Origin of the sequence: Victivallis sp. Marseille-Q1083 (genome assembly GCF_903645315.1) — a bacterium.
Taxonomy (GTDB): domain Bacteria; phylum Verrucomicrobiota; class Lentisphaeria; order Victivallales; family Victivallaceae; genus UMGS1518.
Genome location: NZ_CAHJXL010000001.1, coordinates 3,787,512 through 3,811,955, shown reverse-complemented (window position 1 = coordinate 3,811,955; position 24,444 = coordinate 3,787,512). Strand labels below are relative to the sequence as shown.

The 24,444-nt window shown below is 53.2% G+C and carries 22 protein-coding genes and 2 pseudogenes; 18 read left to right on the top strand and 6 right to left on the bottom strand.

What is annotated here, in order from left to right:
• The first annotated feature begins 147 nt into the window (after positions 1–147).
• Positions 148–1,227, top strand: a complete 1,080-nt coding sequence (locus HWX74_RS15765) for a LacI family DNA-binding transcriptional regulator (RefSeq protein ID WP_176014449.1) — start codon at positions 148–150, stop codon at positions 1,225–1,227.
• A 211-nt stretch (positions 1,228–1,438) separates the two neighbouring features.
• Here the strand turns inward: HWX74_RS15765 and HWX74_RS15760 are convergent, their stop codons facing one another.
• On the bottom strand, positions 1,439–1,708 hold the full coding sequence (locus tag HWX74_RS15760; protein WP_176014448.1) for a hypothetical protein: 270 nt from the start codon (positions 1,706–1,708) through the stop codon (positions 1,439–1,441).
• Positions 1,709–1,745: 37 nt separating this feature from the next.
• On the opposite strand from HWX74_RS15760, the gene HWX74_RS15755 reads away from it, so the two are divergent.
• Positions 1,746–5,960 carry an ATP-binding protein gene (locus tag HWX74_RS15755; protein WP_176014447.1) on the top strand — a complete coding sequence of 1,405 codons (4,215 nt, stop codon included), beginning with the start codon at positions 1,746–1,748 and terminating at the stop codon, positions 5,958–5,960.
• A gap of 331 nt (positions 5,961–6,291) precedes the next feature.
• Here HWX74_RS15755 and HWX74_RS15750 read toward each other — a convergent pair whose 3' ends face one another.
• Positions 6,292–6,807 (bottom strand): IS630 family transposase, encoded by a 516-nt coding sequence (locus HWX74_RS15750; RefSeq protein ID WP_176014446.1) that lies wholly within the window; start codon positions 6,805–6,807, stop codon positions 6,292–6,294.
• Entirely contained in the window at positions 6,696–7,331 is a 636-nt protein-coding gene (locus HWX74_RS15745; protein WP_176014445.1) for a winged helix-turn-helix domain-containing protein, read from the bottom strand. The genes HWX74_RS15750 and HWX74_RS15745 overlap by 112 nt, the downstream gene beginning before the upstream one ends.
• A gap of 68 nt (positions 7,332–7,399) precedes the next feature.
• Between HWX74_RS15745 and HWX74_RS15740 the strand changes: the two genes are divergently transcribed.
• From HWX74_RS15740 to HWX74_RS15710, 7 genes are all read left to right on the top strand, one after another.
• The gene (locus HWX74_RS15740) at positions 7,400–7,813 is read left to right on the top strand and encodes a hypothetical protein (protein ID WP_176014444.1); all 414 of its coding nucleotides are present in this window, start codon (positions 7,400–7,402) and stop codon (positions 7,811–7,813) included.
• 9 nt (positions 7,814–7,822) lie between these two features.
• Positions 7,823–8,278 carry a hypothetical protein gene (locus HWX74_RS15735; protein WP_176014443.1) on the top strand — a complete coding sequence of 152 codons (456 nt, stop codon included), beginning with the start codon at positions 7,823–7,825 and terminating at the stop codon, positions 8,276–8,278.
• An 8-nt stretch (positions 8,279–8,286) separates the two neighbouring features.
• On the top strand, positions 8,287–10,017 hold the full coding sequence (locus HWX74_RS15730; RefSeq protein WP_176014442.1) for a hypothetical protein: 1,731 nt from the start codon (positions 8,287–8,289) through the stop codon (positions 10,015–10,017).
• The gene (locus HWX74_RS15725; protein ID WP_176014441.1) at positions 10,014–10,415 is read left to right on the top strand and encodes a hypothetical protein; all 402 of its coding nucleotides are present in this window, start codon (positions 10,014–10,016) and stop codon (positions 10,413–10,415) included. The genes HWX74_RS15730 and HWX74_RS15725 overlap by 4 nt, the downstream gene beginning before the upstream one ends.
• A gap of 7 nt (positions 10,416–10,422) precedes the next feature.
• Positions 10,423–10,635: a hypothetical protein gene (locus tag HWX74_RS15720; protein WP_176014440.1), complete on the top strand. Its 213-nt coding sequence runs from the start codon at positions 10,423–10,425 to the stop codon at positions 10,633–10,635.
• 223 nt (positions 10,636–10,858) lie between these two features.
• Positions 10,859–11,083: a hypothetical protein gene (locus HWX74_RS15715; RefSeq protein WP_176014439.1), complete on the top strand. Its 225-nt coding sequence runs from the start codon at positions 10,859–10,861 to the stop codon at positions 11,081–11,083.
• A 20-nt stretch (positions 11,084–11,103) separates the two neighbouring features.
• Complete coding sequence (locus HWX74_RS15710) at positions 11,104–11,433, top strand: hypothetical protein (protein WP_176014438.1); 330 nt, start codon at positions 11,104–11,106, stop codon at positions 11,431–11,433.
• A 65-nt stretch (positions 11,434–11,498) separates the two neighbouring features.
• Here the strand turns inward: HWX74_RS15710 and HWX74_RS15705 are convergent, their stop codons facing one another.
• Complete coding sequence (locus HWX74_RS15705) at positions 11,499–12,791, bottom strand: ATP-binding protein (protein ID WP_176014437.1); 1,293 nt, start codon at positions 12,789–12,791, stop codon at positions 11,499–11,501.
• 533 nt (positions 12,792–13,324) lie between these two features.
• Between HWX74_RS15705 and HWX74_RS15700 the strand changes: the two genes are divergently transcribed.
• From HWX74_RS15700 to HWX74_RS15665, 9 genes and pseudogenes are all read left to right on the top strand, one after another.
• Complete coding sequence (locus HWX74_RS15700; RefSeq protein ID WP_176014436.1) at positions 13,325–13,726, top strand: amidoligase family protein; 402 nt, start codon at positions 13,325–13,327, stop codon at positions 13,724–13,726.
• A gap of 12 nt (positions 13,727–13,738) precedes the next feature.
• Entirely contained in the window at positions 13,739–13,861 is a 123-nt protein-coding gene (locus HWX74_RS20545; protein WP_303048115.1) for a hypothetical protein, read from the top strand.
• Between the two features lie 33 nt (positions 13,862–13,894).
• Positions 13,895–14,218, top strand: a pseudogene (locus tag HWX74_RS15695) (amidoligase family protein); the annotation flags it as partial.
• A gap of 346 nt (positions 14,219–14,564) precedes the next feature.
• Positions 14,565–14,891: a hypothetical protein gene (locus HWX74_RS15690; protein WP_176014435.1), complete on the top strand. Its 327-nt coding sequence runs from the start codon at positions 14,565–14,567 to the stop codon at positions 14,889–14,891.
• 94 nt (positions 14,892–14,985) lie between these two features.
• The gene (locus HWX74_RS15685) at positions 14,986–15,339 is read left to right on the top strand and encodes a DUF3846 domain-containing protein (RefSeq protein ID WP_176014434.1); all 354 of its coding nucleotides are present in this window, start codon (positions 14,986–14,988) and stop codon (positions 15,337–15,339) included.
• Positions 15,329–15,673, top strand: coding sequence for a gamma-glutamylcyclotransferase family protein (locus HWX74_RS15680; protein WP_217704979.1), 345 nt, complete (start codon positions 15,329–15,331; stop codon positions 15,671–15,673). Before HWX74_RS15685 ends, HWX74_RS15680 begins: the two co-directional genes overlap by 11 nt.
• A 100-nt stretch (positions 15,674–15,773) precedes the next feature.
• Positions 15,774–16,817 carry an IS1380 family transposase gene (locus HWX74_RS15675; RefSeq protein ID WP_176014432.1) on the top strand — a complete coding sequence of 348 codons (1,044 nt, stop codon included), beginning with the start codon at positions 15,774–15,776 and terminating at the stop codon, positions 16,815–16,817.
• A 121-nt stretch (positions 16,818–16,938) separates the two neighbouring features.
• Positions 16,939–17,988: an IS110 family transposase gene (locus tag HWX74_RS15670; protein WP_176014431.1), complete on the top strand. Its 1,050-nt coding sequence runs from the start codon at positions 16,939–16,941 to the stop codon at positions 17,986–17,988.
• Between the two features lie 347 nt (positions 17,989–18,335).
• Positions 18,336–18,641 (top strand): annotated as a pseudogene (locus tag HWX74_RS15665) (transposase); the annotation flags it as partial.
• A 153-nt stretch (positions 18,642–18,794) separates the two neighbouring features.
• On the opposite strand, the gene HWX74_RS15660 reads toward HWX74_RS15665, so the two are convergent.
• The gene (locus HWX74_RS15660; RefSeq protein ID WP_176014430.1) at positions 18,795–18,959 is read right to left on the bottom strand and encodes a hypothetical protein; all 165 of its coding nucleotides are present in this window, start codon (positions 18,957–18,959) and stop codon (positions 18,795–18,797) included.
• Complete coding sequence (locus tag HWX74_RS15655; protein WP_176014429.1) at positions 18,949–24,411, bottom strand: PAS domain-containing protein; 5,463 nt, start codon at positions 24,409–24,411, stop codon at positions 18,949–18,951. Before HWX74_RS15655 ends, HWX74_RS15660 begins: the two co-directional genes overlap by 11 nt.
• Between the last annotated feature and the right edge of the window lie 33 nt (positions 24,412–24,444).

Sequence of the window (24,444 nt, the reverse complement as noted above, 5' to 3'; positions counted from 1 at the left end):
GTACAATAATTTCTTTTATTTTTTCCTCATTCCTGTGATTTGCTGATGGTTTGTGCCGAAATACCAAAGAAAGGAGTTGATTTCAGGAAATCTGTGGAATATAATATAAGGGAGGAGAGTTATGTCGTATCAGGAGAACCCGGCGCGATGAATATTCGTGAATTTGCAAAATTATGCGGTGTTTCCCATGCCGCCGTTTCCCGCGTGTTGAATTACCCGCAGGCGGAGGCGCACGTCAGCCGCGCCACTTATGACCGGATCCGCGCCAAAGCGGAGGAAGTGAATTTTCAGGTCAATTATCATGCCAAAGCCCTGCATTCTAAAAATTCCGGCTGCATCGGCTTCGTGATCGGACACTGTTTTCCCATGCTCACCGAACCGGTGCTTTTCGGCCTTTCCAAAGTACTCAAGCAACATGGCAAATGTCTTTCCATCCAGCCGTGCGAGAGCACTTTCGAGGCGGAGGCGGAAGCTTTCGAGCAAATGCTGTACCAGCATGTCGACGCCATTCTCTATATTCCTTCCCTGCATTTGCATGAGCAGCCGTATACGACCCGGCATATTCAGGAGCTGGTCGCCAAATATCCGGAGCATCCGCCGGTCGTCACGATGTACGGCGGAACCGATCTTCCCGGATTTTATCAGCTCCGCTTCCATGATTACGAAACGGGACGGCAAGCCGCTTTGCGCCAACTGGCCCTGGGATGCCGTAAATTCAGCATCATTATGGTTTCCCACACCACTTTGATGAACCGGGAAATGGCGCGCGGCTACCGCGAGACACTGCTGAACAACGGCGTCTTGCCGGAAAATATCCGGGAAATGCCCGTCTGGTCGGCGGCGTTGCCGGATCTGCTTGCTCCATTTGAAGATAAGGACACGGAGGGAGTCTGGGCTTGTCACTACATTCCTTTCATCAACTCCATCAAAGACTTGTTGCTGAAAGACTCCGGCCGGCGCAAGCTTCACATCGACAGCGTGTGCGCCATTGAAACCGAAAATGTGTTCAAATATGTGCAGACCTTTCCGTCGCGGAGTTTGGTGGCCGGCAACGGCCCGGACGTGGATTCCAGCATTGTCATACGCCGGTACAGTCTGCACGAAATCGGACGCCGGGGAGCTGAAACCGCCTTGGCGCTCTGCTCGAATGATTCGCGGCGAATCAAATCGCTTCCCCTGGTCGAATACATGGAACTGGAACCGGGTGTTTTTCTGCTTTATGAATGATTTTCATGTGAGCGGAAAAAGTTGAATTTACGCCCGGCGCGTCTGACGGCAATCCGTAAGTTCAGCGGTGCGCCGCTTGACCCGGCGCAATTCGGACTGTATATTAAACAATGCTTCAATCCGGAGGAATACCTCCGGACGAAGCCCGGGCTATCATAATGAGGAAGGTTCATGCGGCATTGTTGCAATAATCGCAACACGACGGAAAAATTCATCGATCAGCCGCAGACTTTCCCGTTACCATGTTCACCAATCTTTTCTCCATTGCCTGCCCCGTTTCGCTTTGAAGCGGAACCGCAAATCCGGAAACGCCTGCGATTTTTTTATGCATTTCTACTCCGGACATGGAATCCGGCAGGCCGTCGGACTCCACTTCCCGCCATTCCCCATGAACCAATGATCGGAAAGGTCGTACACAAATGACAAGGTCCAGACAGATTCCCCGGTTGCCGGCCATATTGGCGGTCTTATTTTTCTTCACACTTACCTTGTCCGCGGAGCGGGCGCGGGGAGTACTGATGATCGACAGCTATTCGTTTGCCGATCCGTGGGTGAGTGAGCTGTCGCATACTTTCCGGCAGACCTTGAGCAACGCGGGCCGGATGGTCAACTATGAAATCTTCCAATTGGGAGTCCGCTACCAGCCCGGAGTGAAGCCGGTTGCCGAAGATATCCGGGCTCTGCAGGCCCGGCTTGATTCCGGCCGGTACGATCTGGTTGTGGCCACCAACAATGACGCCGGCGATCTGTTTATCGACGGAAAACTCAAGCTGCAAAAGGATGTGCCGCTGCTGCTGCTGCGCTATAACGGCGCGCTTCCGGCGGATATTCAGCAGAGAATGAATGTCACCGGGCTGCTCGGCCAAATCAGGAAATTCGGCAATATCGAGTTCGGCGCCCGGCTCCTGCCTAATACCCGGCAATTCGCGGTTCTGCTCGAAGCTTCCGCCAGCGGCAGGCGGCAGCTGGAGGCATTCCGCAACCTGCCGGAAGATCTGCGGGAAAAAACGCTGATCATCAGCGGTTCCGAGTTCAGCACCGGGGAAATGCTGGAAAAAGTGGCGGCTCTGCCGCCGGATTCCATTCTGATCTACCATGCGTGGAGTTCTTCCAAAGACGGGGCGGCGGGGACTGCCGGAACCATCATGAAGCAGATAAAGGAAGTCTTTCCCGGCCTGATCCTGGGGCGGCTGGATAGCTATATGCGAATGGGAGTCGACGGCGGCGTAATGAGCATCGGCCGCGAAGACAGCCGTATGGCCGCACTGATGGCGATCAGGCTGCTGAACGGAGAACGCGCCTCCGATATTCCGTTTCAAACCGGCAAATCCCACAAAATGCTCGATTACGGAGCATTGGAACGGCACGGCATTCGGAAAACCGCTTTGCCCGGAGACGTTGAACTCGTGAATATTCCTCCCGATTTTCTCACCCGGTATCGCAATGAGGTTTTGTGGAGCGGGGCCATCGTCTTCATCCTTTTGTCGGGCGGAGTCCTCTTTCTGCTTTACCGCCGCATTTCCCAGCGCAAGATGGTGACGCTTTTTGAAAATCTGCCGTTGCGCATCGCGGTTTACGATGGTTCCGGAACGCAACTGTATGCGAATGAGATCAAAAAAAATTCGGATTGCGATATCGCCTGGCCGGAATCCGCGGAAAAGCGGCTGCAGGAAGCAATTCGCGAAGCCCGTGATTCGAACCGGCATGTGGAATTCGATTACGAATGGAACAACCAGTTCAGACACGTCGAAGTGCTGCCGCTGCCGTCCGGAAACCCGTTCGGCAAAGATACGTTCCTGAAGATCGGCAGCAACAATACCGAGCTCCACGAAGCGCATCTGGAAGTCAGGAGAATCGCCGAAGAGCTCCGCATTACACTGGAGTCCATCGGCGACGGCGTAATCGCCACCGATGTGGAGGAACATGTGACATTCATGAATCCGGTCGCCGGCATGTTGACCGGTTATTCCCTGGACGAGGCGCGGGGAAAGAAACTCGATGGGATTTTCAATATCGTCAGCTATATCGACGGCGGCAAAGTGACGTCTCCCCTGACGGAAGCTCTGCGCACCGGTGAAGTCCGGGAACTGGCCAACCATACCGACCTGATCGCCCGGGACGGTTCCCGGCGGCATATCGCCGACTGCGCATCCCCGATCCGCAACCAGAAACAGGAAATCACCGGCGGCGTGCTGATTTTTCGCGACGTGACCGCCGAGTATGAAAAACGCGACTACATCGACACGCAAAACGCTTTTCTGCGCCATGCGGCGGATATGGTGCATATGGGGTATTTCCAGGCCGATTCCGACGGCCGGCCGCTTCACCACAGCCTTCTCGCGGATTATTGGGGGAAAGACGCTGCCGGAAAATGGCTGCCGATGCGCGACTGGATCGTCCCCGAAGACCAGGATGAATTCAATGCCGCCTGGCAGTCTTTGAAGAGACGGGAAACCGACGAAATCAAACTCTGCTACCGGGCGGGAGCCGGCAGTGATTGCCGGTATTATGAAATGCGCGTGAAGCGATATACGCCGGACGCGGGGAGCCGGCCGGAATTTCTCGGCATCATCCGCGACATTCAGGAGGAGAAGCAGCAGGAGCTTCAGATGCGGAAGCTGTTGGAAGATGTCCGGTCTTATGCTGAAGAAGAACGTATGCTCAACGGTATTTTTGAGCGGTTTTCCGCCGAAGCGGACGAAGAAGAAGCGTTGAAACTGGTGCTGGCGGAAGCCGTCACTTCGCTGAATGCGTTCTGCGCCTGTGTTTTCCGCTTCAACGACGGAACGAATCGGCCGGTTCCGGCGGCGAAATACCAGATTCCCGGAGCGGAGATGGAGCTTCCGGAAGTCGGGCTGGCCGATGAAGCGGGACGGCGCCGGGAATTGGAAAACGAACGGATTTATGAAAAGACGAATTTCAATCCGGCGGAATGGGACGCGATCGGCCCGGAGTGGGCGCAATACATGCGGCAGGCGAAAGTGACTTCACTGGTTGACGCCGGAATCCGGCTGGATAACCGGCTGTGGGGGTATATCGGCATCGCTTTTCGGGGCGAGGTTCGGGTGTTGAATCCGCATGAACGGAATCTCCTGACCTCGATCGCGCACATTGTGCAGATTATCCTGGAGCGCCGCCGCACCCGCGAACAGCTGCGCAGCAGTGAAATGGAAAAACTTTTGCTGTTCGACAAAATGAAAATCCCGGTCATGCTGTTCGATGCCGAAAACAACCTGGTCCGGGTCAACAACGCCACATTCGAGTTGACCGGCGCCACCGAGGAGGAAATGTATTCACAGCCGTTTTCGCTGACCATCTGCGGCCAGCCGAAAACGCTGCCGGATTGCCCGATCCTGCTCTGCTGCGCCGATCGTCGGGAGCATGCCAAAAATATGCAACTGCACGGCCGCGACTACCAGATGACCGCCTATCCGATCATCGTCGACGGCAAGCTGGTCAATGTGCTGGCGACGCTGGTGGAAACCACCGAATTCAATAAAATCCAGCGGAAGCTGGCCGAAGCGCTGAAAGACGCGGAGAACGCCAACCGCGCCAAAAGCTTCTTCCTGGCGACGATCAGCCACGAGCTGCGGACCCCGTTGAATGCGGTGATCGGATTTTCCGAACTCCTGCAGACCGAAGTCGTCGCTCCGGAGGAACAACTGGAATATTTGCAGTCGATCAACTATGCCGGAACCGCGCTGCTGAACCTGATCAACGACGTGCTGGATCTTTCCAAGCTGGAAGCCGACCAGTTGAATGTCATTCCCGGCAAAACCGATGTGGCGGCGTTGCTGGCGGAGATGACCGCGGTGTTCCGGCTCAAGGCGAAGGAGAAGGACATCGCCCTGAACGTCAGCAGCACCGAGTTGCCCCCGGTTCTCTATGTGGATGCCCTGCGCCTGCGTCAGGTGCTGCTCAATCTGATCGGCAACGCGGTGAAATTCACCCATCGCGGAGAGGTCGGCGTAAAGGTGGTGTTTGTTCCGGACGGCGCGGAAAACGGAGAACTCATCATTCAGGTCTCCGACACCGGGATCGGGATTTCCGAGGAAGACCAGAAGGCGATTTTCAATCCGTTTGTCCAGAGCTACGCCACCCGCGGCAATCAGGTTTACGAAGGCACCGGCCTCGGACTGGCGATTTCTTTACGGCTGGTAAAAAAGATGAACGGCGCCATCGACCTGACCAGTGTTCCTCAGAAGGGCAGCACGTTTACGATCCGGTTGGCCGGCATCCGCTATGAAAAAGGCGAAACGGCTGCGCCTGCGGTTTCCCCCGCGGACGGGCAGTTCACCGGAGCTGATCGAGTCCGGATACTGCTGGTCGACGATGTGGTGATGAATCTGAAGGTGCTGCAGGCGATGCTGCGCAAAGTACCGGCGGCATGCGTATTGGCGACGTCCGGTGAAGAAGCGTTGGCGCTGCTGGCCCGGGATTGTGAATTCGACCTGGTACTGACCGACCTCTGGATGCCCGGAATGAACGGAGACGAGCTGGCGCAGAAAATCCACGCGGCGCCGGGCGCCGCCGGAATTCCGGTGATTGCAGTAACGGCGGACTCGCAGATCGTCGGGGAGAAACCGGAGGAATTCCAGGATATCCTGCTGAAACCGATCACGCTGCGTACCCTGCAGGCGATCATCGACCATTACTGCAAATCCGATCCGGCCGGCATCACGCCCCCGGCGCACAGTGAAGCCTCGGGAAACGGGAGCGGAGACAAGCCATAGCCCGACAGACAGGCCGGGAAAAAGCGTCGGCAATGCTGAAGCCTGACTTTCAGCGCATCTTCCGTTTCAAATGCGGATGCTTTGAATTTCCGTTTTTCAGGGAAAGGCATTTGCATCCTTTCATATCCGGCCGGAGCGCACCGGCGCCGGTATGTTCCCCGGCCTCCCCGGCTTGGAAAAGAGCTTTGCCGCGTCCTTGTCCGTGATTGGCGTTCTTTTTCATCTCCACCGGATAAAAACGCCCTCCTGTCCGGTGACCGGGAACAAACATTTGTGTGATTTTTTAAATACAAACGGCATGATATTTACCCAATATTGTACCGGCAACTAACTAACTTGCATATAAAACAGTCTTGGAATGGAATAATTTCTTGATTCGTTCCGGCTGTTCAGCTATCATTTCCATATGTTGCTTGGCATGTTCGGTTATTTTTCCTTTGGCGCGCCCCAAGGGCTTGTTGCTCAGATTTGATTTCAAGTCGCGGTTGAGATATTCATCCGGGTTCAGGTCGGGACTGTAGCTCGGCAAGAAAAATAACTTGATGAAAGCCGCGTTTTCCTGCAGAAAACCAGTCAACGTTTTGCTGTGGTGAACCTGCAGGTTATCCAGAATCAAATACACTTTCCGCTCATTTTGACGAATCAGACGTTCCATGAATTGGATCAGGAGTTGAGCCGTCATCGTTTCGCTGTAAAACATGAAATGAGTTTTCCCCTGGTTGGTAATCGCGCTGATCATATTAACTTGTTCGCGTACCGGATTGACTGCTTGCACCGGGGTGTTGCCTTTCGGTGCATAACTGCGGCCCTTGGCCTCGTCATTGCGAATTCCTGTTTCATCCCCCAAAAGATATCCGCATCTTCTGATTTTGCCAGCTTTTTGATTCGGGGATACTCCTCAATCAGCCATTTTTGAACGTGCGCCTCATTGCGCTGATAAGCTTTCTTAACTGGTTTTTGCGGCGTAAATCCCCAGCGTTTCAAGTACTCCCCCATGGTTCGGACTGGTATTTCGATTCCAAAGGAAATTTTGATGTGCAACCGTACCACCTGACGAGTCCAGAGCGCAAATGGCAATCTTAACTGATCCGGACAATGATCGACCAAATCTTTCCGTATCTTACTCTCTTCATGCGGAAGCAGACGGCGTCCAAAGCCGACTGGACGACCGCATTTCTTTACTTTCAAAGCAGGCAAGCCGCTTTTTTTCCACCTGCTTATCCACTTGCCCACCGTGTTGCGGTGCGCTCCGACGATTTTTCCGATTTCTGTACAATTATTACATTTGCCGCTTTGATACAATCTCACGGCCTGCTTGCGCCGCTCTTCAAGAGCGACCTTATCGAGTTTTCGGGCATCTTGAGTTTCCATGATGATAATATACACCATCAAGCAAATATTGCACGTATGTTAATTGCCGAATCTATATTTCATCCAAGATGAGTAAAGTTGCCGGTACTGCCGGAACTCTTCTGACCGGCGATGCGACCGGCAACGCCGTGCGTATCGATAAGAAAATTGTGACGACGCTCACCAATCTGGATACCGATGTCCTGACAACCAAAGCTGTAAGTGCCGTGACCAGTGCCATTGACACCAAGGCCACCAATGCCGGAACTGCGGCAAGCACTGCACAAACTGCCGCCAACACCGCCCAGACAACGGCGAACGGCAAAATGGCAAAGGTTGCCGCCTCTGCGAGCGCACAAATCATTGTGGCAAGCGCCACCGGCGACGCCTCCGCCAGTGGCAAAAAGATTGGCGGCGCAACGCTCGCGGCAACGCCCAGCGTTTCGACGCTGGCAACCGAAGCCGCTGTCGCCGCCGCATTGACCTGGCAAACCTTGGGGTAAGGATCATTCATGGCAGTCTTCAGACCTAAAATCGGGACGAAGGCTCAACTCTCCAGCACCTCGGTGTCAAACGGACAATTTATTGTGGTAACCGACCAGCGTGAAATCTATGTCGATCACAACGGTTCACGCATTCAAGTTGCCTCCAGTCCGTTTGATGCCGAATCCATACCGCTATCGACCCGGCCCGCTGTGCTTTATACCATCAACGGCGTGATCCGGTCGATTCCGATGGGCGCGGAGGGAGAAGTCTTAACCGTTAAAAACGGCGCATTGGTATGGGGAAGCGTTTCAGGAGGAAGTGGCATTGCTGTGGAAGCCACCAGTTATGCAGTATTCTCGGATCAACTGGAGTCTTCCAGCTCCATTTCAGGAGGCTCATCCGGTGACGGACTGACCCAAATTCCGCCTGCTGAAATCGCCTCGCCAATCAATGCCGAAACTCAGTATCAAATTTTCAGTTAAGGAGTGATATGTACTTTTCCAATATTGATTTTAATGTGGTTTACGTCGACCCGTCGATTGCCACTGCCGGCAATGGCACAACGCCGGCGAAAGCGCTGAAAACTCTGCCGGCAACATCTTCGGCGTTGGCGGAAAACACCTGCTATCTGATCCGACGCACGGCGGAAACTTCAGCGGTGACATTGCCGGTGGGAACTTGCTCGGTAGCAAATTTACTCTTCATCGGCATGCCCAAGGCGACTGACCATTTTTATAAACTGATGCCGTCGGCGGGGCAGAGCGCATGGGGCGCTGACAGTGCCGAATATGCCAATGTCAAAGCGGTGACCTCCAGTGAGTATCTCTCGTTGCCGAACATCAAGAACTTTGCCTTGAACCTCATCTACCTTTTTCGGGATGCAACCATGGCAACTCAACCGGTATTTGCGTTCACCAATACAACGAATATTGGCGCGATTTCGGTTGACCACTGTAAATTCGGCGCAAAGGGCGTCAATCTTGAATTGTCCAGCTATACTACACCGGTGACCACCAGTTACAGCCGCGCCTTTGTGCATGTCAAATCGGCACGGGTGTTCAGTTTGAAAAACACCATCATCAACCATGTTGCCAATTCGGGCGGCTACGGTTCCGGCAGTATCCACAGCGTTTACCTCGAAACGGCAAATTATGTCGCCGTCAGCAATGTGCAGGTCTTTGTGACGACTTCGCAATACGGTTCCGGCGGTCCAAGCGGCTCCGTGGGTGTTCCGCTTCAAATGTCGAATTCGGGGAGCGGGATGTTTGCCTCGTTTGAAAACATCACCTTCAATCTGCTTTTGAATGGCACTTATGAATATCTGCCGCAACTTTTTTCCGGTTCCGGCTACAGCCATGTGTGCATGCGCAATATCCGGGTTGAAACCGTGCGTCAGCTCGGAAGCGCTCCGGCTAAATTATCCGTGGCGTCGCCCCTGATGAGTTGCGCCAATGCCGATGAATTTCGCGTGGAAAATATCACTGTAAATCTGCCGGAATGCTGGCTGATTGAGAGTGCCGGTCGCGTGTTCAGCTTCAGCGGCAGTTCCTCCGGCGGAATGGCGGGAAGCGGCAACAGTGTTCCGGGTTACGAGAAAGTCATTCAGAATGTGACCATTCAAATGGCGGAAACCAACGGCTTGGACTCCTCCGGCAACGGCATGTATTACAGCACTTTGAAAAGCAGCTCAAATCTGAATTACTACGCCGCTTTGGAGCTGAATTTTTCCAGTTATTACGGCGGCGCGGAGAGTGTGCTGGCGGACAATATTACTGTCAACCATCCGCGCGGCGGCGCCTTTTATGGAAGCAATTTGCAAATGGCAAACAGCCGGTTTAAGGGTTCGGTGCGCTGTTGTGGCATGGTTGCGGATTTGGATTCCGTGGCGACGTGGTATCCGGGGTACGCTATCTATGTCAAAGACAATTCGACCGTGCGAGTCCGCCAGTTGACGCTGGGCAAAGAAAACGCCGCAGCCTGCGGCGGTGTGATGTCAACGATATTGGAGTCGCGTCCAGCTATTCCGATTACTGTTTTTTGTATGTTGACGCTTCCAATGCGCCGCTTCGCAGTAATACTATCAGTTCGAGCTCCACCAACAACGCCTACGGCATCATTTGCGGAAGCGAAACTGATGATGGGCATTTCGTCCACCGCACCGAAAACTGCATCTGCGACACGTGGAATGTTTATCGCACCGGCGGAGCACCGGCGAGTTTGAAAATCTGGAATAACAGCTATAACGCCACCACCGATTTGTCGCTGGGACGTGCGCCGTTCAAGGGAATTCAAATCACCCCAACGGCAACCGGTGTCAAGACGTTGAAAATCTACGCCGCCGCCAAAAATCTGAGCGACTTAACTGAGCTGTACAAAAAACTGATTGTGCAGTTATCCGTCCCCAACGGCGACGGCGCGGATGTGTATTACAGCTCCACCGACGGCAGTTGGTCGCCGGATACCGTCAGCACGTGGAACAACGATTCCGGCTTGACCCAGTACGTGCTAACAATCCCGGTCACCATCCACACGACCGCCGCCATCGATGTAAAAATCCATTTCAACTGGTATTCGCAGGCGGGATTCCTCTATATCGATCCCAAATTCACCTTGGAGTAATCAATTCATGAATCGACTCAAAGAGATTTTAGAGCTGAAGCGTCTTGCTGAGGAGTTTCAGCTAGAAAACCGTGAAATCATCGCAAAATACAATATGCAGGAACTCTGCTCCATCTACAACGGCATCGGACCGGACGCTTTCCCCGAATGGCTGAGAAACGCCATTTTCGTACTGCATCCGAGCCTCGCGGTCATTGCGTTCATCCACGACATTGAGTAGCACGAAAGCGATCAGAGCAAAGAAAAGTTTACCGCCTCCAACGACCGCTTCAAACGCAACGGCTACCGCGTCGCCAAGACGCAGTTCGGATGGTACAATCCGCGCCGTTGGATCGTGATGAATCAGGCGCGCCGCTTCGGGAATGTCTGCCAACACTTTGGCTGGTCTGGTTGGATTGCCCCATGCGACTGTGCCGTATGCCGGAAAAAGAAGGAGATTCAGGATGTATAAGCGGCTCATCCCCGCAATCGGGGTGGTGTTTTTTTTGCTCACCGCCGGATGTGCTCAGAATATCGTCTACCGCGAATTCTACGAGCCGAACGAAAAAAAATCACTCAAGCGCAATAACGGCACAACGGTAGGCGCTGTCAAAGCCGAAGCCACCAAAATCAGAGCGCCGAATTGGTCGGACAACAAATCGTTTTCCGTGTCATTCTTCGGTCTCTAACTCAAAACAAAGGAATTTTTATGACCACGAAAACCCAGAAAATCACCGCCGTTTTTGCTCTCCTCATCGCCTTTGCCCTCGGCATGGGAACCATGTGCGGATGCAGTTACTTCACGCAGGAAAAGGTCGCCGCGATCCACAAAACCGTAGGCACGGTGCTCGACATCGCCTACACCGCAGGCGGCGCAACCCTCGTCGAACAGAAAATCGACGCTATGGTGACCGACGGAAAAATCACGCACGAACAGGCAGTACAGCTTAAAGCCGCCGCCAAGAAGTCGTATGACGCGCTTCAGAAAAAGCTGACCGAGTTGTCGATCAAGGACGTGGCCGTCGAAGTTCCCGAATAACGCATAGCCCGGCAATCGCGCACAAACGCCCTTTGCCGGGCGCTTTTTTTGTCATAGATCCAATTTCAATTCAGATAGGATGTATCGAGTAGAAAATCAATCAGCCCAATATTCAAAAAACCACTGTCATCATACCATGGATTTCCGATATCCTGACGAACAACTATTTTCGGAAATGAATCTCCAGTTAACGAAAATGGTTTTAATTCGGTTACCCTTTTTTCTTCATCTGGCATCGCAAAGGCAGACTGAATATAAAATTTTCTATTACCTTTTGATGCTATAAAGTCGATTTCACGCGAAATTTTTATATTGGATCCGTTTTTACTTTTTCCATTTTTGTAGACGATGCCGACATCAATATTAAAATCTCTCTGCCGTAATTCCGAACAGATCATATTTTCCACGATGTGAGTCATTTCCATTTGGCGAAAACCAGTTCTGGCATTGCGTAACCCAATATCCTCACAATAATATTTCATGGGGTATTCAAAGTATGCTTTTCCCTTTACATCATAACGCTTGCACTCGCAGAACAAAAACGCATCTTTCAGATATTCCAAGTAACTCTTTAATGTATTTGCAGAGACTTTTACCCCTTTTCTCGAACGAATGGTATCGGCGATTTTAGAGGGATTAGAAAGCGATCCGATAGACGAACAGAGCAAATCTAAAATTTGCGACAGTTCATCCGGGTATTCAATCTTTTTACGCTCAATAATATCCTTCAAATAAACCTCTGAAAAAAGCGAAGTCAGATATGCTGATTTTTCCCCATCATCCTTTTGCATGAGAACCAGCGGCATTCCGCCATAATAAGCATATTGTTTGAATGCTTCCTGTTTATCGCCACCGATTGCAGAATAAAATTCAGCAAAGGAAAGCGGATGAATCCTGATTTCATCACCACGACCACGAAATTCGGTAAGAATGTCAGTGGAAAGCATCTTTGAATTGCTGCCAGTGACATAGACATCAAGGTTTTGCATTGCTTTAAAATCATTCAAGGTATCATAGAATGTTATTTTCTTGCCATCAGGAAGGTATGGATTTTTTACCGGTTCGGACATCTGAATTTCATCAATAAAGAGATAAAACTTTTCGTTTTTCCCGTCAATGCGATCATGAACATACTGCGCCAGCTCAAGCGGATTGCGGTAACGAATATTGCTGGTCAAATCTAGTTCCAAATGAATAATCTGTTCTGGTTTTACCCCTTGGGACAAAAGATATTCTTTGAAAATATTACGCAAAAGGTAAGACTTGCCACAACGACGAATTCCGGTAATGACCTTGATAAGACCATTCCATTGGCGATTAATAAGTTTTTGCAGATATTGATCCCGTTTGATTATCATAAAATACCTCACTTCACTGAAAAGTAGCACCGTATGTCGGTCCAACATGTCAATAATGTAACGTGTTTTTGTAAATAGTCAAGTTTTTTGTTGAAAGGTTGTGTTGTTTTCGGCTATACTTATCAATGAAAAGATGTATTCATGCAACGTCATCCCCTCAACAATCGCGCACAATCGCCCTTTGCCGGGCTTTTATTTTTACTCAGCATCAGGGCGGTTCAGACCGCCCCTAGATCAGCGAACGTTGGGGGCTTAGTGCGCAAATGTGGGCATATTTTTATTACCTCTCTGCGGGAGAATGCCAATTATCTTTTTTTGATATTTTCATGGATTTCGCTTGCATAATTCCATATCGGAGACATGCCGAAAATTAAGCATGCAACGTCTTTATTATCAATGTTTATTATCGGCTTATCTTGCATAAATTACTCGCTATAAATGCTTTCCATGGTAAGTTATGAATAGTACGAAGTGCGGAGCTTGGAACTGCGCGGGACGACGAAAAAAGCTCAGACCTAACAACGGAGGCAACAATGAGCAACAACACGATGGCGACGGCGAAGGAACTTTCCTTCGGGACGGAATTGGAGTACACCGGAATTTCCCGCGAGCGCGCGGCAAAAGCGATCCACAGCGTGGTCGGCGGAAGCGTCCGGTACACCGGCGGCGCTTACGACACTTGGAGGGTTTTCGCACCCGACGGGCGCGAATGGAAAGCGGTTTCCGACGGTAGCCTCGGAAGCTGCGCGACCAGCGCCGAAGTGGTGACGCCGATCCTGAAATGGGAAGACCTCGAAACCCTCCAAGCAGTGGTGCGCGAGCTTCGCAAAGCGGGCGCAAAAACACCGGAATGCACCAGCCAGCACGTCCACGTCGGAGTCAGCGAATTTTCCGCCCGCCAGATCGCGAACCTCGCGCGGATTTTTTACAAGTAGGAAGAGCTGATTTTGAAAGCCGCCGGAACGCTTCAGCGCCGGATCAACAACTACACCCGCCGGACAAACCGCAGTTTCATCGAGCGCCTCGAAGCGGCGAAACCGCAAAGCCGCGAAGCGCTGAACCGCGCGTGATTCGGTTACGAAAACCCGAACCCGAGCCATTATGACAGCGCCCGCTACCGTGCAATCAACCTCAACAACGTGTGGCGCACCGGCACGGTGGAGTTCCGCCTTTTCAACGGCACGACGCACGCTGGCGAGGTCAAGGCGCACATCGCCCTTTGCCTCGGGATTGCGGCGCTCGCCAAAACCGCGCGCGCGGCGAGCACGAAAAACCAGCGCCCTTACAACGAGGCAAGCGCCAAGTACGACACGCGGGTGTTCCTCCTGCGCCTCGGGATGATCGGCGACGAGTTCAAAAACGTGCGGATGCACCTTTTGAAACGGATGCCGGGAAGCGCCGCTTGGAAGAACGGCAGACCGGAGTAAAAAAGGAACGCAGGCGGGCGGGCGAAAGCCCGCTCTGCAGTGAGCATGGCTTGCCTGACAAGCAAGCCGCTGTTTGACAATAAAGTTGGAATAAATCTCGCGGTTTTGACTGAGCACGACTTGACTTGGATAGCAAGTCGCCGTTGAAGTCGAACTCGCCAAAATCGCAGATTTTTTATGAGGCAACCGCACGCAATGGTAATAAAAAATATGACTACGGTTGCGAAGTTAAGGGGTAACGTTCGATTTTATGCATCGAGCAGAACCCCCGCTGGATCAGAAAAAAGCTAACCGCGGCGACAGGCGCGAATGTGCGCAAACGTCGCCCAACGTAAGGAGCGAGCGAATGATGAAAATCCGAATTCACGACACCGATTTTGAAGGCAATCCCGTCGAATGCACCGGCGAGTTTTTCACCGGCGCGACCGCGTTTGAAATCGTCGAAGCGATGAAGCAGAACCCGTTCAACAGCCATCTGGAGCCGGTGGCGTTCATGCGCCAGACGCTGAGTTTTGTCGGGCAGGAAAAGTACGAACTTCCCGCCGATCCAGCAAAGGCGGCGCAACTTTTCCTGCAACGGCTGACCGTCCTCGGATTCGCCCATTACGAGCTGGAGGACGCCGATTTGCAGACAACGGACAACGACACCAATGGAATAATCGAAAAGCCTTGATAATAAAAGAATTATAGTTTTATATGCGCTTGCTATTCAAGGACTTTCATGGCAATGTATGACAGTTCAGAAAACCAAATCGAAAAGGTGCCAAATGAGAGCGATTTTTATCAACGCGATGGAACAGAAGGTGGAGGAAATCCAACTCGAAAACGAACTGCACGCTTTTTACCAACAGATCGGATACGAGATGATCCAGTGCGTGGATCTGGGTGAAAACCACACCTTGGTCTGCGACGAAGAAGCGCGCTTGAAGCCGCAGACCTGGGGATTCCGGCTCGCCGGACCGACGGTGATCGCGGGCAACGCCCTGATCGTAGCGACCACCGAGGACGGCGATTTTGCCGACGCGCAGGTTCCGCGATGCCTTTTTTCGCGCAACGTCGAATTCGTCGACCTCAAGAAAAATCCGCTTCCACCGCCCGACTGGAAGTATGTTGCATTTTGATCAAAACATCATGCCGGCGGGGATTTCCCTGCCGGCGAAACACGGAGCCACGATGAACAGCCTGATTTTGTACCTTGCCTACGGGAGCAACATGGAGCCGGTGCGCATGCAGAAACGATGTCCCGGCGCGCGAGCACTGGGCGCGGCGCGACTGCCGAACTACCGCCTGACGGAGCGCCTTTACGCCGACATTGACTTTGCGGAGGGCGAAAGCGTCGACGGCGTGCTTTACCTCATCACGGATCGCCATTTGCGAAGCCTGGACGCCTACGAGGGATACCCGAAAATCTACCGCCGGATGTGGCTGGAAGTCGAATTCAACGGCGAATTCTAGCCTGAATATTGCGTAAATTTTCAAAAACAAAGAGGCAGATTCTCGACTAACGTATTATATTGTAATATCTTACATCACAATATAACGCCGAGGTCTGCCAATGACAAAATGTAATGTTTCGATTCCGGTCTTTCAAGGTCCGAAAAGCAGAAAAATTGAATTCAATTTCGCCGGTGGAGATATCAGCAGTGACGGCGGGTTGCTTTTTGTGAAAGAATTCGACCGCAAACTCGGTTTGACCCGGCGCGCCGGTAACCTGCTGGATTCTTTTGATATTCGACAGCCCGGAAAAGTTGAGCATTCCTATCTGAGCATGCTTCGTCAACGAGTTTTTGGTTTGGTTGCCGGCCATGAAGATCTCAATGACCATCATGAATTGCGAACTGATCCGCTGATTCAAACTGTTGTCGGTCGTGATCGTCAACTCGCCACTCCAAGCACTTTATGTCGATTCGAAAATGGAATCGATCGTCGTGCTTGCGTAGATTTGAGCCGATTGTTTGTCGAATTCTTTATCGAAAGTTTTTCCACGCCGCCTCGAGAATTGATTCTTGATTTCGATGCTACCGATGACCTCACTTACGGGATGCAGGAAAATCGCTTTTTTCATGGCTATTATGACCACTATTGCTTTTTGCCGTTGTATGTTTTCTGCGGGGATCAATTGCTTGTGGCTTATTTGCGTCCATCAAAAATTGATGCGGCCAAGCATGCCTGGGCGATTCTCTCGCTACTGGTAAAGCGCTTTCGGCAGAAATGGCCGAAGGTTAAGATTATTTTCCGGGGAGACAGTGGCTTTTGTCGGCAGAAAATGCTGAACTGGTGTGATAAAAATGAGGTCAAATATATTGTCGGATTGGCGAAAAATCCACGTTTGCTGGAATTATCAAAAGATCTTCAAGTGAAAGCGGAAGCACTTTACAACGAAACACATGAAAAAGCAAAACTGTTTACTCAGTTCGAATATGCGGCAGGAACTTGGAAATACCCGCGCCGGGTGATTGCCAAAGCGGAATTCAACTCCCCCGGACCGAATAATCGTTTTATCGTCACCAATCTTGATGATGATGGACAATATCTTTATGAAAAAGTCTATTGCGCCCGAGGTGAGATGGAAAACAGTTGCTATGGTAAAAAGGAATGAGGTAGCGGTTATGAAATGAAAGAGGCTGATTCTCAAAGATGTGATACTGTAAAATAAGACATCGGCTCTGACGGACAGAGTCATGCAGACAGTTAAAACATCACAAAAGGAGACATCAGCCATGAGAAAATGTAGCACGGTATCGTTCGAAGGTCAAGTGATATTTGTCGGAATTGATGTGCACAAGGAAAGTTGGGTGGTGAATTTGCGGCATTGCCACCGTGAACTGGACAAGTTCAGCATGAATCCGAGCCCTGAGATGTTGGCGAAGTATCTGAAGATGAACTATCCGGGCGCCGAGTACCGGAGCGTTTACGAGGCAGGATTCAGCGGATTCTGGGCGCACCGGCGATTGTGTGAGCTCGGGATTGAGAATATCGTAATCAACCCGGCGGACGTGCCGACCAGCGGCAAGGAGCGCGACCGCAAGAACGATGCGGTGGACAGCCGAAAATTGGCGCGGGAACTGGAGAACCGGACATTGGAAGGGATCTATATTCCGCCTGAAGATAATTTGGAATTGAGAAACCTGGTCAGACGTGAAACGAAACTGACCGGCAATATAACCAGGGTCAAAAACCGGATCAAAGGACACCTGAATTTCATGGGGTTGAAGTTTGGAAGTTGGTCTGGAAGTTCTTTGAAAATGATGTATGCGGACGCGGCAAAGCGTTACGATTATGCCTTGCAGAGCATGTTGCGGGAACTGCGTTTTCTCAGAGAAGAGAAACTGCATGTGATCCGCGATGAACGGCGGTGTCTGAAGCGTTTGAAGCGCGACAAAGTACAGAAGCATCTACAGAGTATACCTGGCGTCGGGTTTCATACGGCGGTGATGCTGCAGGCCGAATTGTGGGGCTTGCTGCGCTTTGAAGACAAGGATTCGCTGAGGTCGTATGTGGGATTCGCACCGAGGTTGGTCGGCAGCGGCGAACACGAGGCCGTCAAATCCGCCGGGAATCGCAAGAAAAAGCAACTGCATGCCATCCTGATCCAGTCGGCGTGGAGGTCGGTGTCGTACAATCTGGAGATTCGGGCCAGATATGGAGCCTTGCTTCATAAGGGGGCCAGTCCACAACGGGCTATTTCGATCATCGGCAAGAAATTGCTCTATGCGCTTCGGGCCGTGTGGCTCCAGGAACGTGATTACATGGTATCCGCAAGTGAATAAGATTTAAGTAGTTTCGGAGATTCTGTTTGCTGTGACTGTGAAATTCGGTTCTTTTTAGCACGTCGTTCGTTTGCTCCTTGATCCGAGGGGATCATGTAAAACAGTTTGCGAGTGCTATTTCAGAGTGGAACAGCAAAATGCGAAACCTTGAATTCATTCAAGAGTTGTCGTCAATAATAGTGTCCGATTTTTGCCCGAACCGCAACCAGAAGATAATCTTTAATTGGAAGACTGTAAAAATATTTACAGATGGAAGTCCTCTGCCCTTTGAGGCGGAGTTTCGCAAATAACAACAAATAACAGGAAAAATACAAACAAAGAAAGAGTCAGTCTCTTGACTTTTTCATAATAGGATCAAGGAACAGCAGCTGGATCTTTTCGCTGATCGGACGAGCTGCCATGACTTTGCGGCAAATCAATTCCGGCTTCTGCTTTCAAGTTTGGCTTATATTCTCATGGAACGGTTTCGGGCATTGTTGTTGACAGGAACTCAATTTGCCGAGGCTACCTGCGGCAGCATTCGCTTATACCTGGTGAAAATCGGTGCCATTATTCGGCGGAATACCAGAAAAATTTATGTTGCTCTTTCAAGTGCTTGTCCAAATCAGGAACTCCTCCGCTTGATCGCTGCGAAAATCATCGCTTGGGAATAAAACCTTGGAGAGCTGTCCCCGGCTCGCCGAACAACAACGGGGGAAAGGGGGAATATGCTCAATTTGCAAAAAAACGACAATATCCGACTCTGAAAATAAAAACTTCCGAATCTTCTGAACATTTCTCGACGATTCGAAAGTTTCATGCAACATTCAGGCTAATCCGCTGAAATCTCCGGCCGCAAAAGAACCGGAAACGACGATACCGCCGACTTCGATTTCCTCCCGGCGGCTGGCGGCCGCCAACGCCGGAAACGCCGCTTCCGGCCGCAGATGTTTTCGAAACCCGTCGAGATCGGGCATGGCATTATTCTTCATCTTTTCCGGAAGCATCCCGGAAGCCGGCCAGCAGAGCGGTCAGCTTCTCCAGCGTGATCGGTTTCAGCAATATTTCGGCAAACTCTTCGACGGCGAAATTTTGATTGGCCTCGGTATCCGCCGTCACCGCCACCACCTTCAAGCCGGCGCAACCGGGCAGAGCGTGAATGGCTGCCGCCAGCGCATCGCCGTTCATCCCCGGCATCCACATGTCGGTCAGCACCAGATCCGGTTTTTTCTCCTCCCGGCTCAGAATCCGCAATACCTCTTCGCCGGAACCGGCCAGCAGCGGCACCACGTCCAGTTTTCGAAGCATCGCCGACAACACTTTGAGATTCATCGGCACATCGTCCACCACCAGAATGCGGATCTGCCCTCCCGAAATCAGCCGATGCTCCTTCGGCCGGGCGTTGGCCTGCACGATGCCGGAAAACTTCACCGCCGGCAGCTCGATGGTAAAACAACTGCCGCGGCCGACTTCACTCTCCACGCCGATGGTTCCGCCCATCCGCACGATCAACCGCTGGGAGATCGTCAGACCGAGGCCGGTTCCCTTATAAACATGAGTATCCCGGGCCGCGTCCTGCTGGCCGAACGGCTGAAAGATCTTATCGAGCGCTTCCGGCTTGATGCCGATGCCGGTATCCCTGACCCGGATGGACAAGCTCCCCCGTTCGGCATCGCTTTTCCGGAACGCCGCCGACACCGTGACGCCGCCTTGGTCGGTGAACTTCACCGCATTGCCGACTAAGTTCAACAAAATCTGCCGCAACCGCAAATGGTCGAGATACAGCATCGGCAAATTCGCTTCGACTTCCAGCAGGAACGTCAATTTTTTCTCCCGCACCTTGTACTGAAACACCGACTGAATCTCGCGCAACAATACCATCAGGTCGGTCGGCTTGCTCTCCAGCACCGTCTGGCCGGCTTCCAGTTTGGACAGATCCAGCACATCGTTGATCAAACAGAGCAGCGAATTGCCGGCCAGATTGATCGATTTCAAATATTCCAACTGCTCTGCCGGCGGCAGGCTGCTGTTCTGCAGCAATTCGCTGAAACCGATGACCGCATTCAACGGCGTCCGCAATTCATGACTCATCGTCGCCAGGAAATAACTTTTCGCCTTGCTGGCGCCCTGCGCTTCCAGCAGCGCCCGGGTCAACTGCTGCTGGGTTTCATGCAGCGCCGTGATATCGACCATGGTTTTCATGATGTAAAGCAATTTACCGTCGACTATAATCGGATAAGCCCGCAACTGGAACAGCCGGCCTTTGACTTCCAGCTCCCGGGTATGTTCCAACTGGTCGTCGTGCGCCAACTGAACCGGACAGGCCGCCGGCCGGGCAGTCTCGCCGCAGAAACTTTCCCAGCACGCCTGGCGGTACACCTGCTCCTCCGGAATACCGGCGATTTCCAGCGCCGCATTGTTGCAGCGGATCAGATTCATCCGCGCGTCGAAAAGCAGGATCGGAATGCGAATGGTATCCATGATCAGCAGCTTTTCATACTCACTGCGCTCCAGCTCCATGCGTTTCTCCCGGCGCGCCAGAATGATCTCGATCAAATGCGCCGCCACCTGCAAAAGCTGGGTGTCGTGTTCGGAAAAGACATAAGGCCGATCCTCGTAAACCACGCCGACATGCCCCCAGAAATGCTCGTTGTCGAGCTGGATGGCGCAAAAATAGATCGACCGCATGTCCCACTCCAGCACCACCGGCCCCCAGCTTTCCAACTCTTCCTGAGCCTGTGGCGAAGCAGTATCCCCGGCACCCCAGAAATTTTCCCGCTTGATTTTCAGGAACCACTTTTCAGTCTGTCGGAACGGCTGCGGCGCGATCCGGCCGGCCGCAATCGCCGGTTGCGTTCCGGGCGCATTCCACTCGCGGAATGGAACCGCCAGTTGCCGCTCATAGTCGTAGCGCATGATATAACTGCGGGAACCGTTCAGATGCTCCCCGACGGCGCGCAACACAATCCGAATCGCCGTATCATCATCCTCATGCAACATGATCGCCTCCAGGCAACTGCTGAGCAGGTGCTCCTGTTCGGCGTAATGCTGCAATTCGCTCATCAGCCGCTGCCGCTCCGCTTCCAGCCGTTTTTCCTCGGTGACGTCCATGCTCATGTCCAGCAACAGCCAGTCCGAAGAGTTGCCGGCGCTGATCCGCAGTTGCTGGGTGCTGACCATATGAAGCGCACCATCGCCACCGCGGAAAGTATTGAGGCTTTCGGCACTGCCGCTGGCCGCCGCCAGTTGCTCTGCTTGCCGGAACTGTTCGGCAAATTCGGCGAAAGCCGGAATTTCGGCATTGTTCCGTCCCAGCGCTTCCGCCGCCGACGTGCCGGTCAGCCGTTCCGCCATCCGGTTCCACTGGATGTAGCGGAAATCGTTTTTGATGTCTTTGACCATGATCATTGCCGGCAGTTCGTCGAGAATCCCCTGAAGGATATTGTTGGTTTCCCGCAACTGATTGCGGCTCTCGATCAATTCGGTGACATCGAAACTCATTCCCAGCAGCAGCGTCCGGCCCGGTTTGTAATTCTGCAGCGGAATTTTCACCGTGCGAATGGAAAGCCGCCTGTCCCTGCCCTGCAGATATTCTTCGTATTCCTGCGGACAGCCGGCGGCAATCACCGCCCGGTCGTCTTCGACATATTTCCGGGCAAATTCGACCGGATGCAGATCGAAATCGGTTTTGCCGATCACGTCATCCGCCGGCGTCTGCATCAACTTGCTGTAAGAGTTGTTGATCAGCAGATAGCGGTGCATATCGCTGATATCCTTGATCCATAAAATGCAGGGTAGTGAATTGACGATCAGATTCAACAGGTGATTCGTCTCCCGCATCTCTTTTTCCCAACGCATTTCCGCCGTGACATCAACGCAGACACTCAGCAGCACTTTGCTGCCATCGGCCCTGACGACCACCCGGCGCAGGAATTTGCCCTTATGGAAACTCCCCTGCCGGTCGGTGAATTCGGCGAAACGCTCCGTCAACGTCCCCAGTTCCGCCGCTTCACAGTCCTGCGCGGCAATCTCTTCGGCCTGCCGGCGCGGCAGCAGGTCGTAAGCAGTCCGGCCGATCAACTCCGACACGGGCCGGCCGAGCAGTTTCCCGCTGGCCTCGTTGCACATGATCAAGCGATAGTCGTCGGCGATATCCTTGACGAAAACGCTGCACGGCAAATTGGTCAATAAAGCCTGGAACATCAAAGATAAATTGCTGCGCTGCTGCTCGGCCCGGGTCGCGGCGGTAATATCCCGGATGATGCCAAAAAATTCCACCCGCCCGTCCTCTTCCAGCCGTTTCCGGACCGCACGCATTTCAAAGATGCGATCCTTATTCTCGCTGCCGGCGGCATAGACGACGGTTAGCGTATCCCGCCTCCCCGCCAGCATTTCGTCCCAGGCGGCCCGGAATGCGGCCAAATCTTTCGGCGCAACCCACTCTTCCGTCGTCGATACCGTCCCGTCCTCCCGCCGGCCCCAATTGCCGCCAACCTCCCAGTCCGGCGGCGTGCCATCCTCGCTCCAGGCGAAATAAGTCATCTCCGCCACTTCCGCCGCCGTCTGCAAAAAGACATTCTGCCGCTCCAGACGAATCTGCTTGGCCAACTCCCCGGTCACATCGCGGAAAACGATGACCGCCCCGGTCACCTGCCCGGAATCGTCCCGGATCGGGGAGATATTGTCGGCGATGTGGTAACGCCGGCCATCCCTGGCCACCAGTTCGGCGGGCCCGCCGGTATCAACCGGCCACTTCCCCGCCAGCGCCTCCCGGAGCGGCGCAGCCTTTCCCGACCGGAGCACCTGGAGCTTCTCCTCAAGCAACTGCCCGGTCAATTCCTCTTTCCGATAACCGGTCAACCGGGCGGCAACCCGATTGACCAGCGTAATCCGGCCGTCGGCATCGACGGCAATGACGCCGTCGCCGATGGAATTCAAGGTCAGCCGGAACCGTTCGGCCAGATTGTGCAATTCGTCGATCTCCACCGAAGTCCACATGACGGCCCTGACGCCGAAAACCGTTTTGGGCAACCGGACGAGTTCGGCGCGCCGCCAGCGATTCATATAACGGTACTCGACCGTCATCGGGCGGCCATCGGCAAGGACGGCCCGAATGGGCTCTTCAAAAGTACGCTGCACGTCCTCCGGCAAATCAGTAAAAAAACGGATTTCACCGGAACCAGCCGGCAAATCAGCCTGAAAAAAGTGAATGCGGCCGGCCGCGTCGGCCACCACCGCATGGGCCGGCATCGCCTTGAAGATGATATTCAAGCGCTTCAAATGCCAGAAATAAAAAAACAGACCGGCGGCAACCCCGCCGAACGCCAGCAGCACCCCCAAACCGCCATAGAACAACTCATCGCGGTATTGCTGCCAGAAAGAAACCGGCCGGTTCCGCAGCTCGGCACCGGCCGGCAGCAACGCCGGCGACAACCCGGCCGCCAGCAAACGCCGGTAATCAAAGATGGCCCGGTCTCCGCCGCGGCGGAAGGCGATCGCTTCCGGCGCTTCGCCGTTCAAAATGCGTTCGGCAACGGCACCGCCTTCCCGGCCGTGTTGCCGGCCGACGGTAATTACGCCGCCGATGGCTCCGTCATCCAGGCCGTTGTCCAGCGTCGAAAAAATCGGCCCGGCATAAATCTGCCTGATCTTCTCCACGATTTGCTTCTGGCGGATCTGGACCGGCTCCTTGACGGAAGCCCAACTGTGGAAAATAACCAACGAATTTTTCGGCAACCCGGCAATCTCGGCCAGCATTTCTTCGGTAGAATATTCCCGGCCGCAGATCGGCAGCAATTCCACGCCGGGAACCCGGTCGCATTCCTCCAGAATGCACCGCATCATGCTGAACCCATTCGCCCTGCCGTCGAGCACGAATGCCACTTTCTCCGTCGCCGGCAACAATTGCAATGCAATTTCCAAGGTCGACAACGCACTCAACGGCATGCTCAATCCGGTCACGCCGGGACGTTGGGAACGCCGGTTGACATTGGGACAGTCATAGCCGAGGAACAGCCACGGCGTTCCGGACGGCACCTCCAGAACATCGTCGAAAAAGAGATCAGCGGCCGGATTGTCCAGCGTCACCACCAGATCGTAGCCGCCGATCGCCAACTGCTCGCGCAACAACGCCAGTTCCCGTTCCCGCGGCTGCAGGCTGGGGTTGCCCATGACATCCAATTCCTGAACATTGATGACCACCGGCAGATTGAGATGGTGAAAGTATTCGCGAAAACCGGCCATCACATCATTCGTCCAGCGCTGCGACGCATTGCAGGAACTGATGAATAAGATATTCTTGTTGGTGGTCAAGGCAACCGCTTCCGTCTCCCCGGCCGCCCGACCGGCACACCAGCCGGCCAGCACCAGCAGGATGACCGCCAGGAATTTCCGCCATCCGACCGGCGGCACGCCAAGTTTCCGTCTTACCTCATCTGTCAGCATTCCGCCTTCGACCGCCCTCACGGATCGGTCATT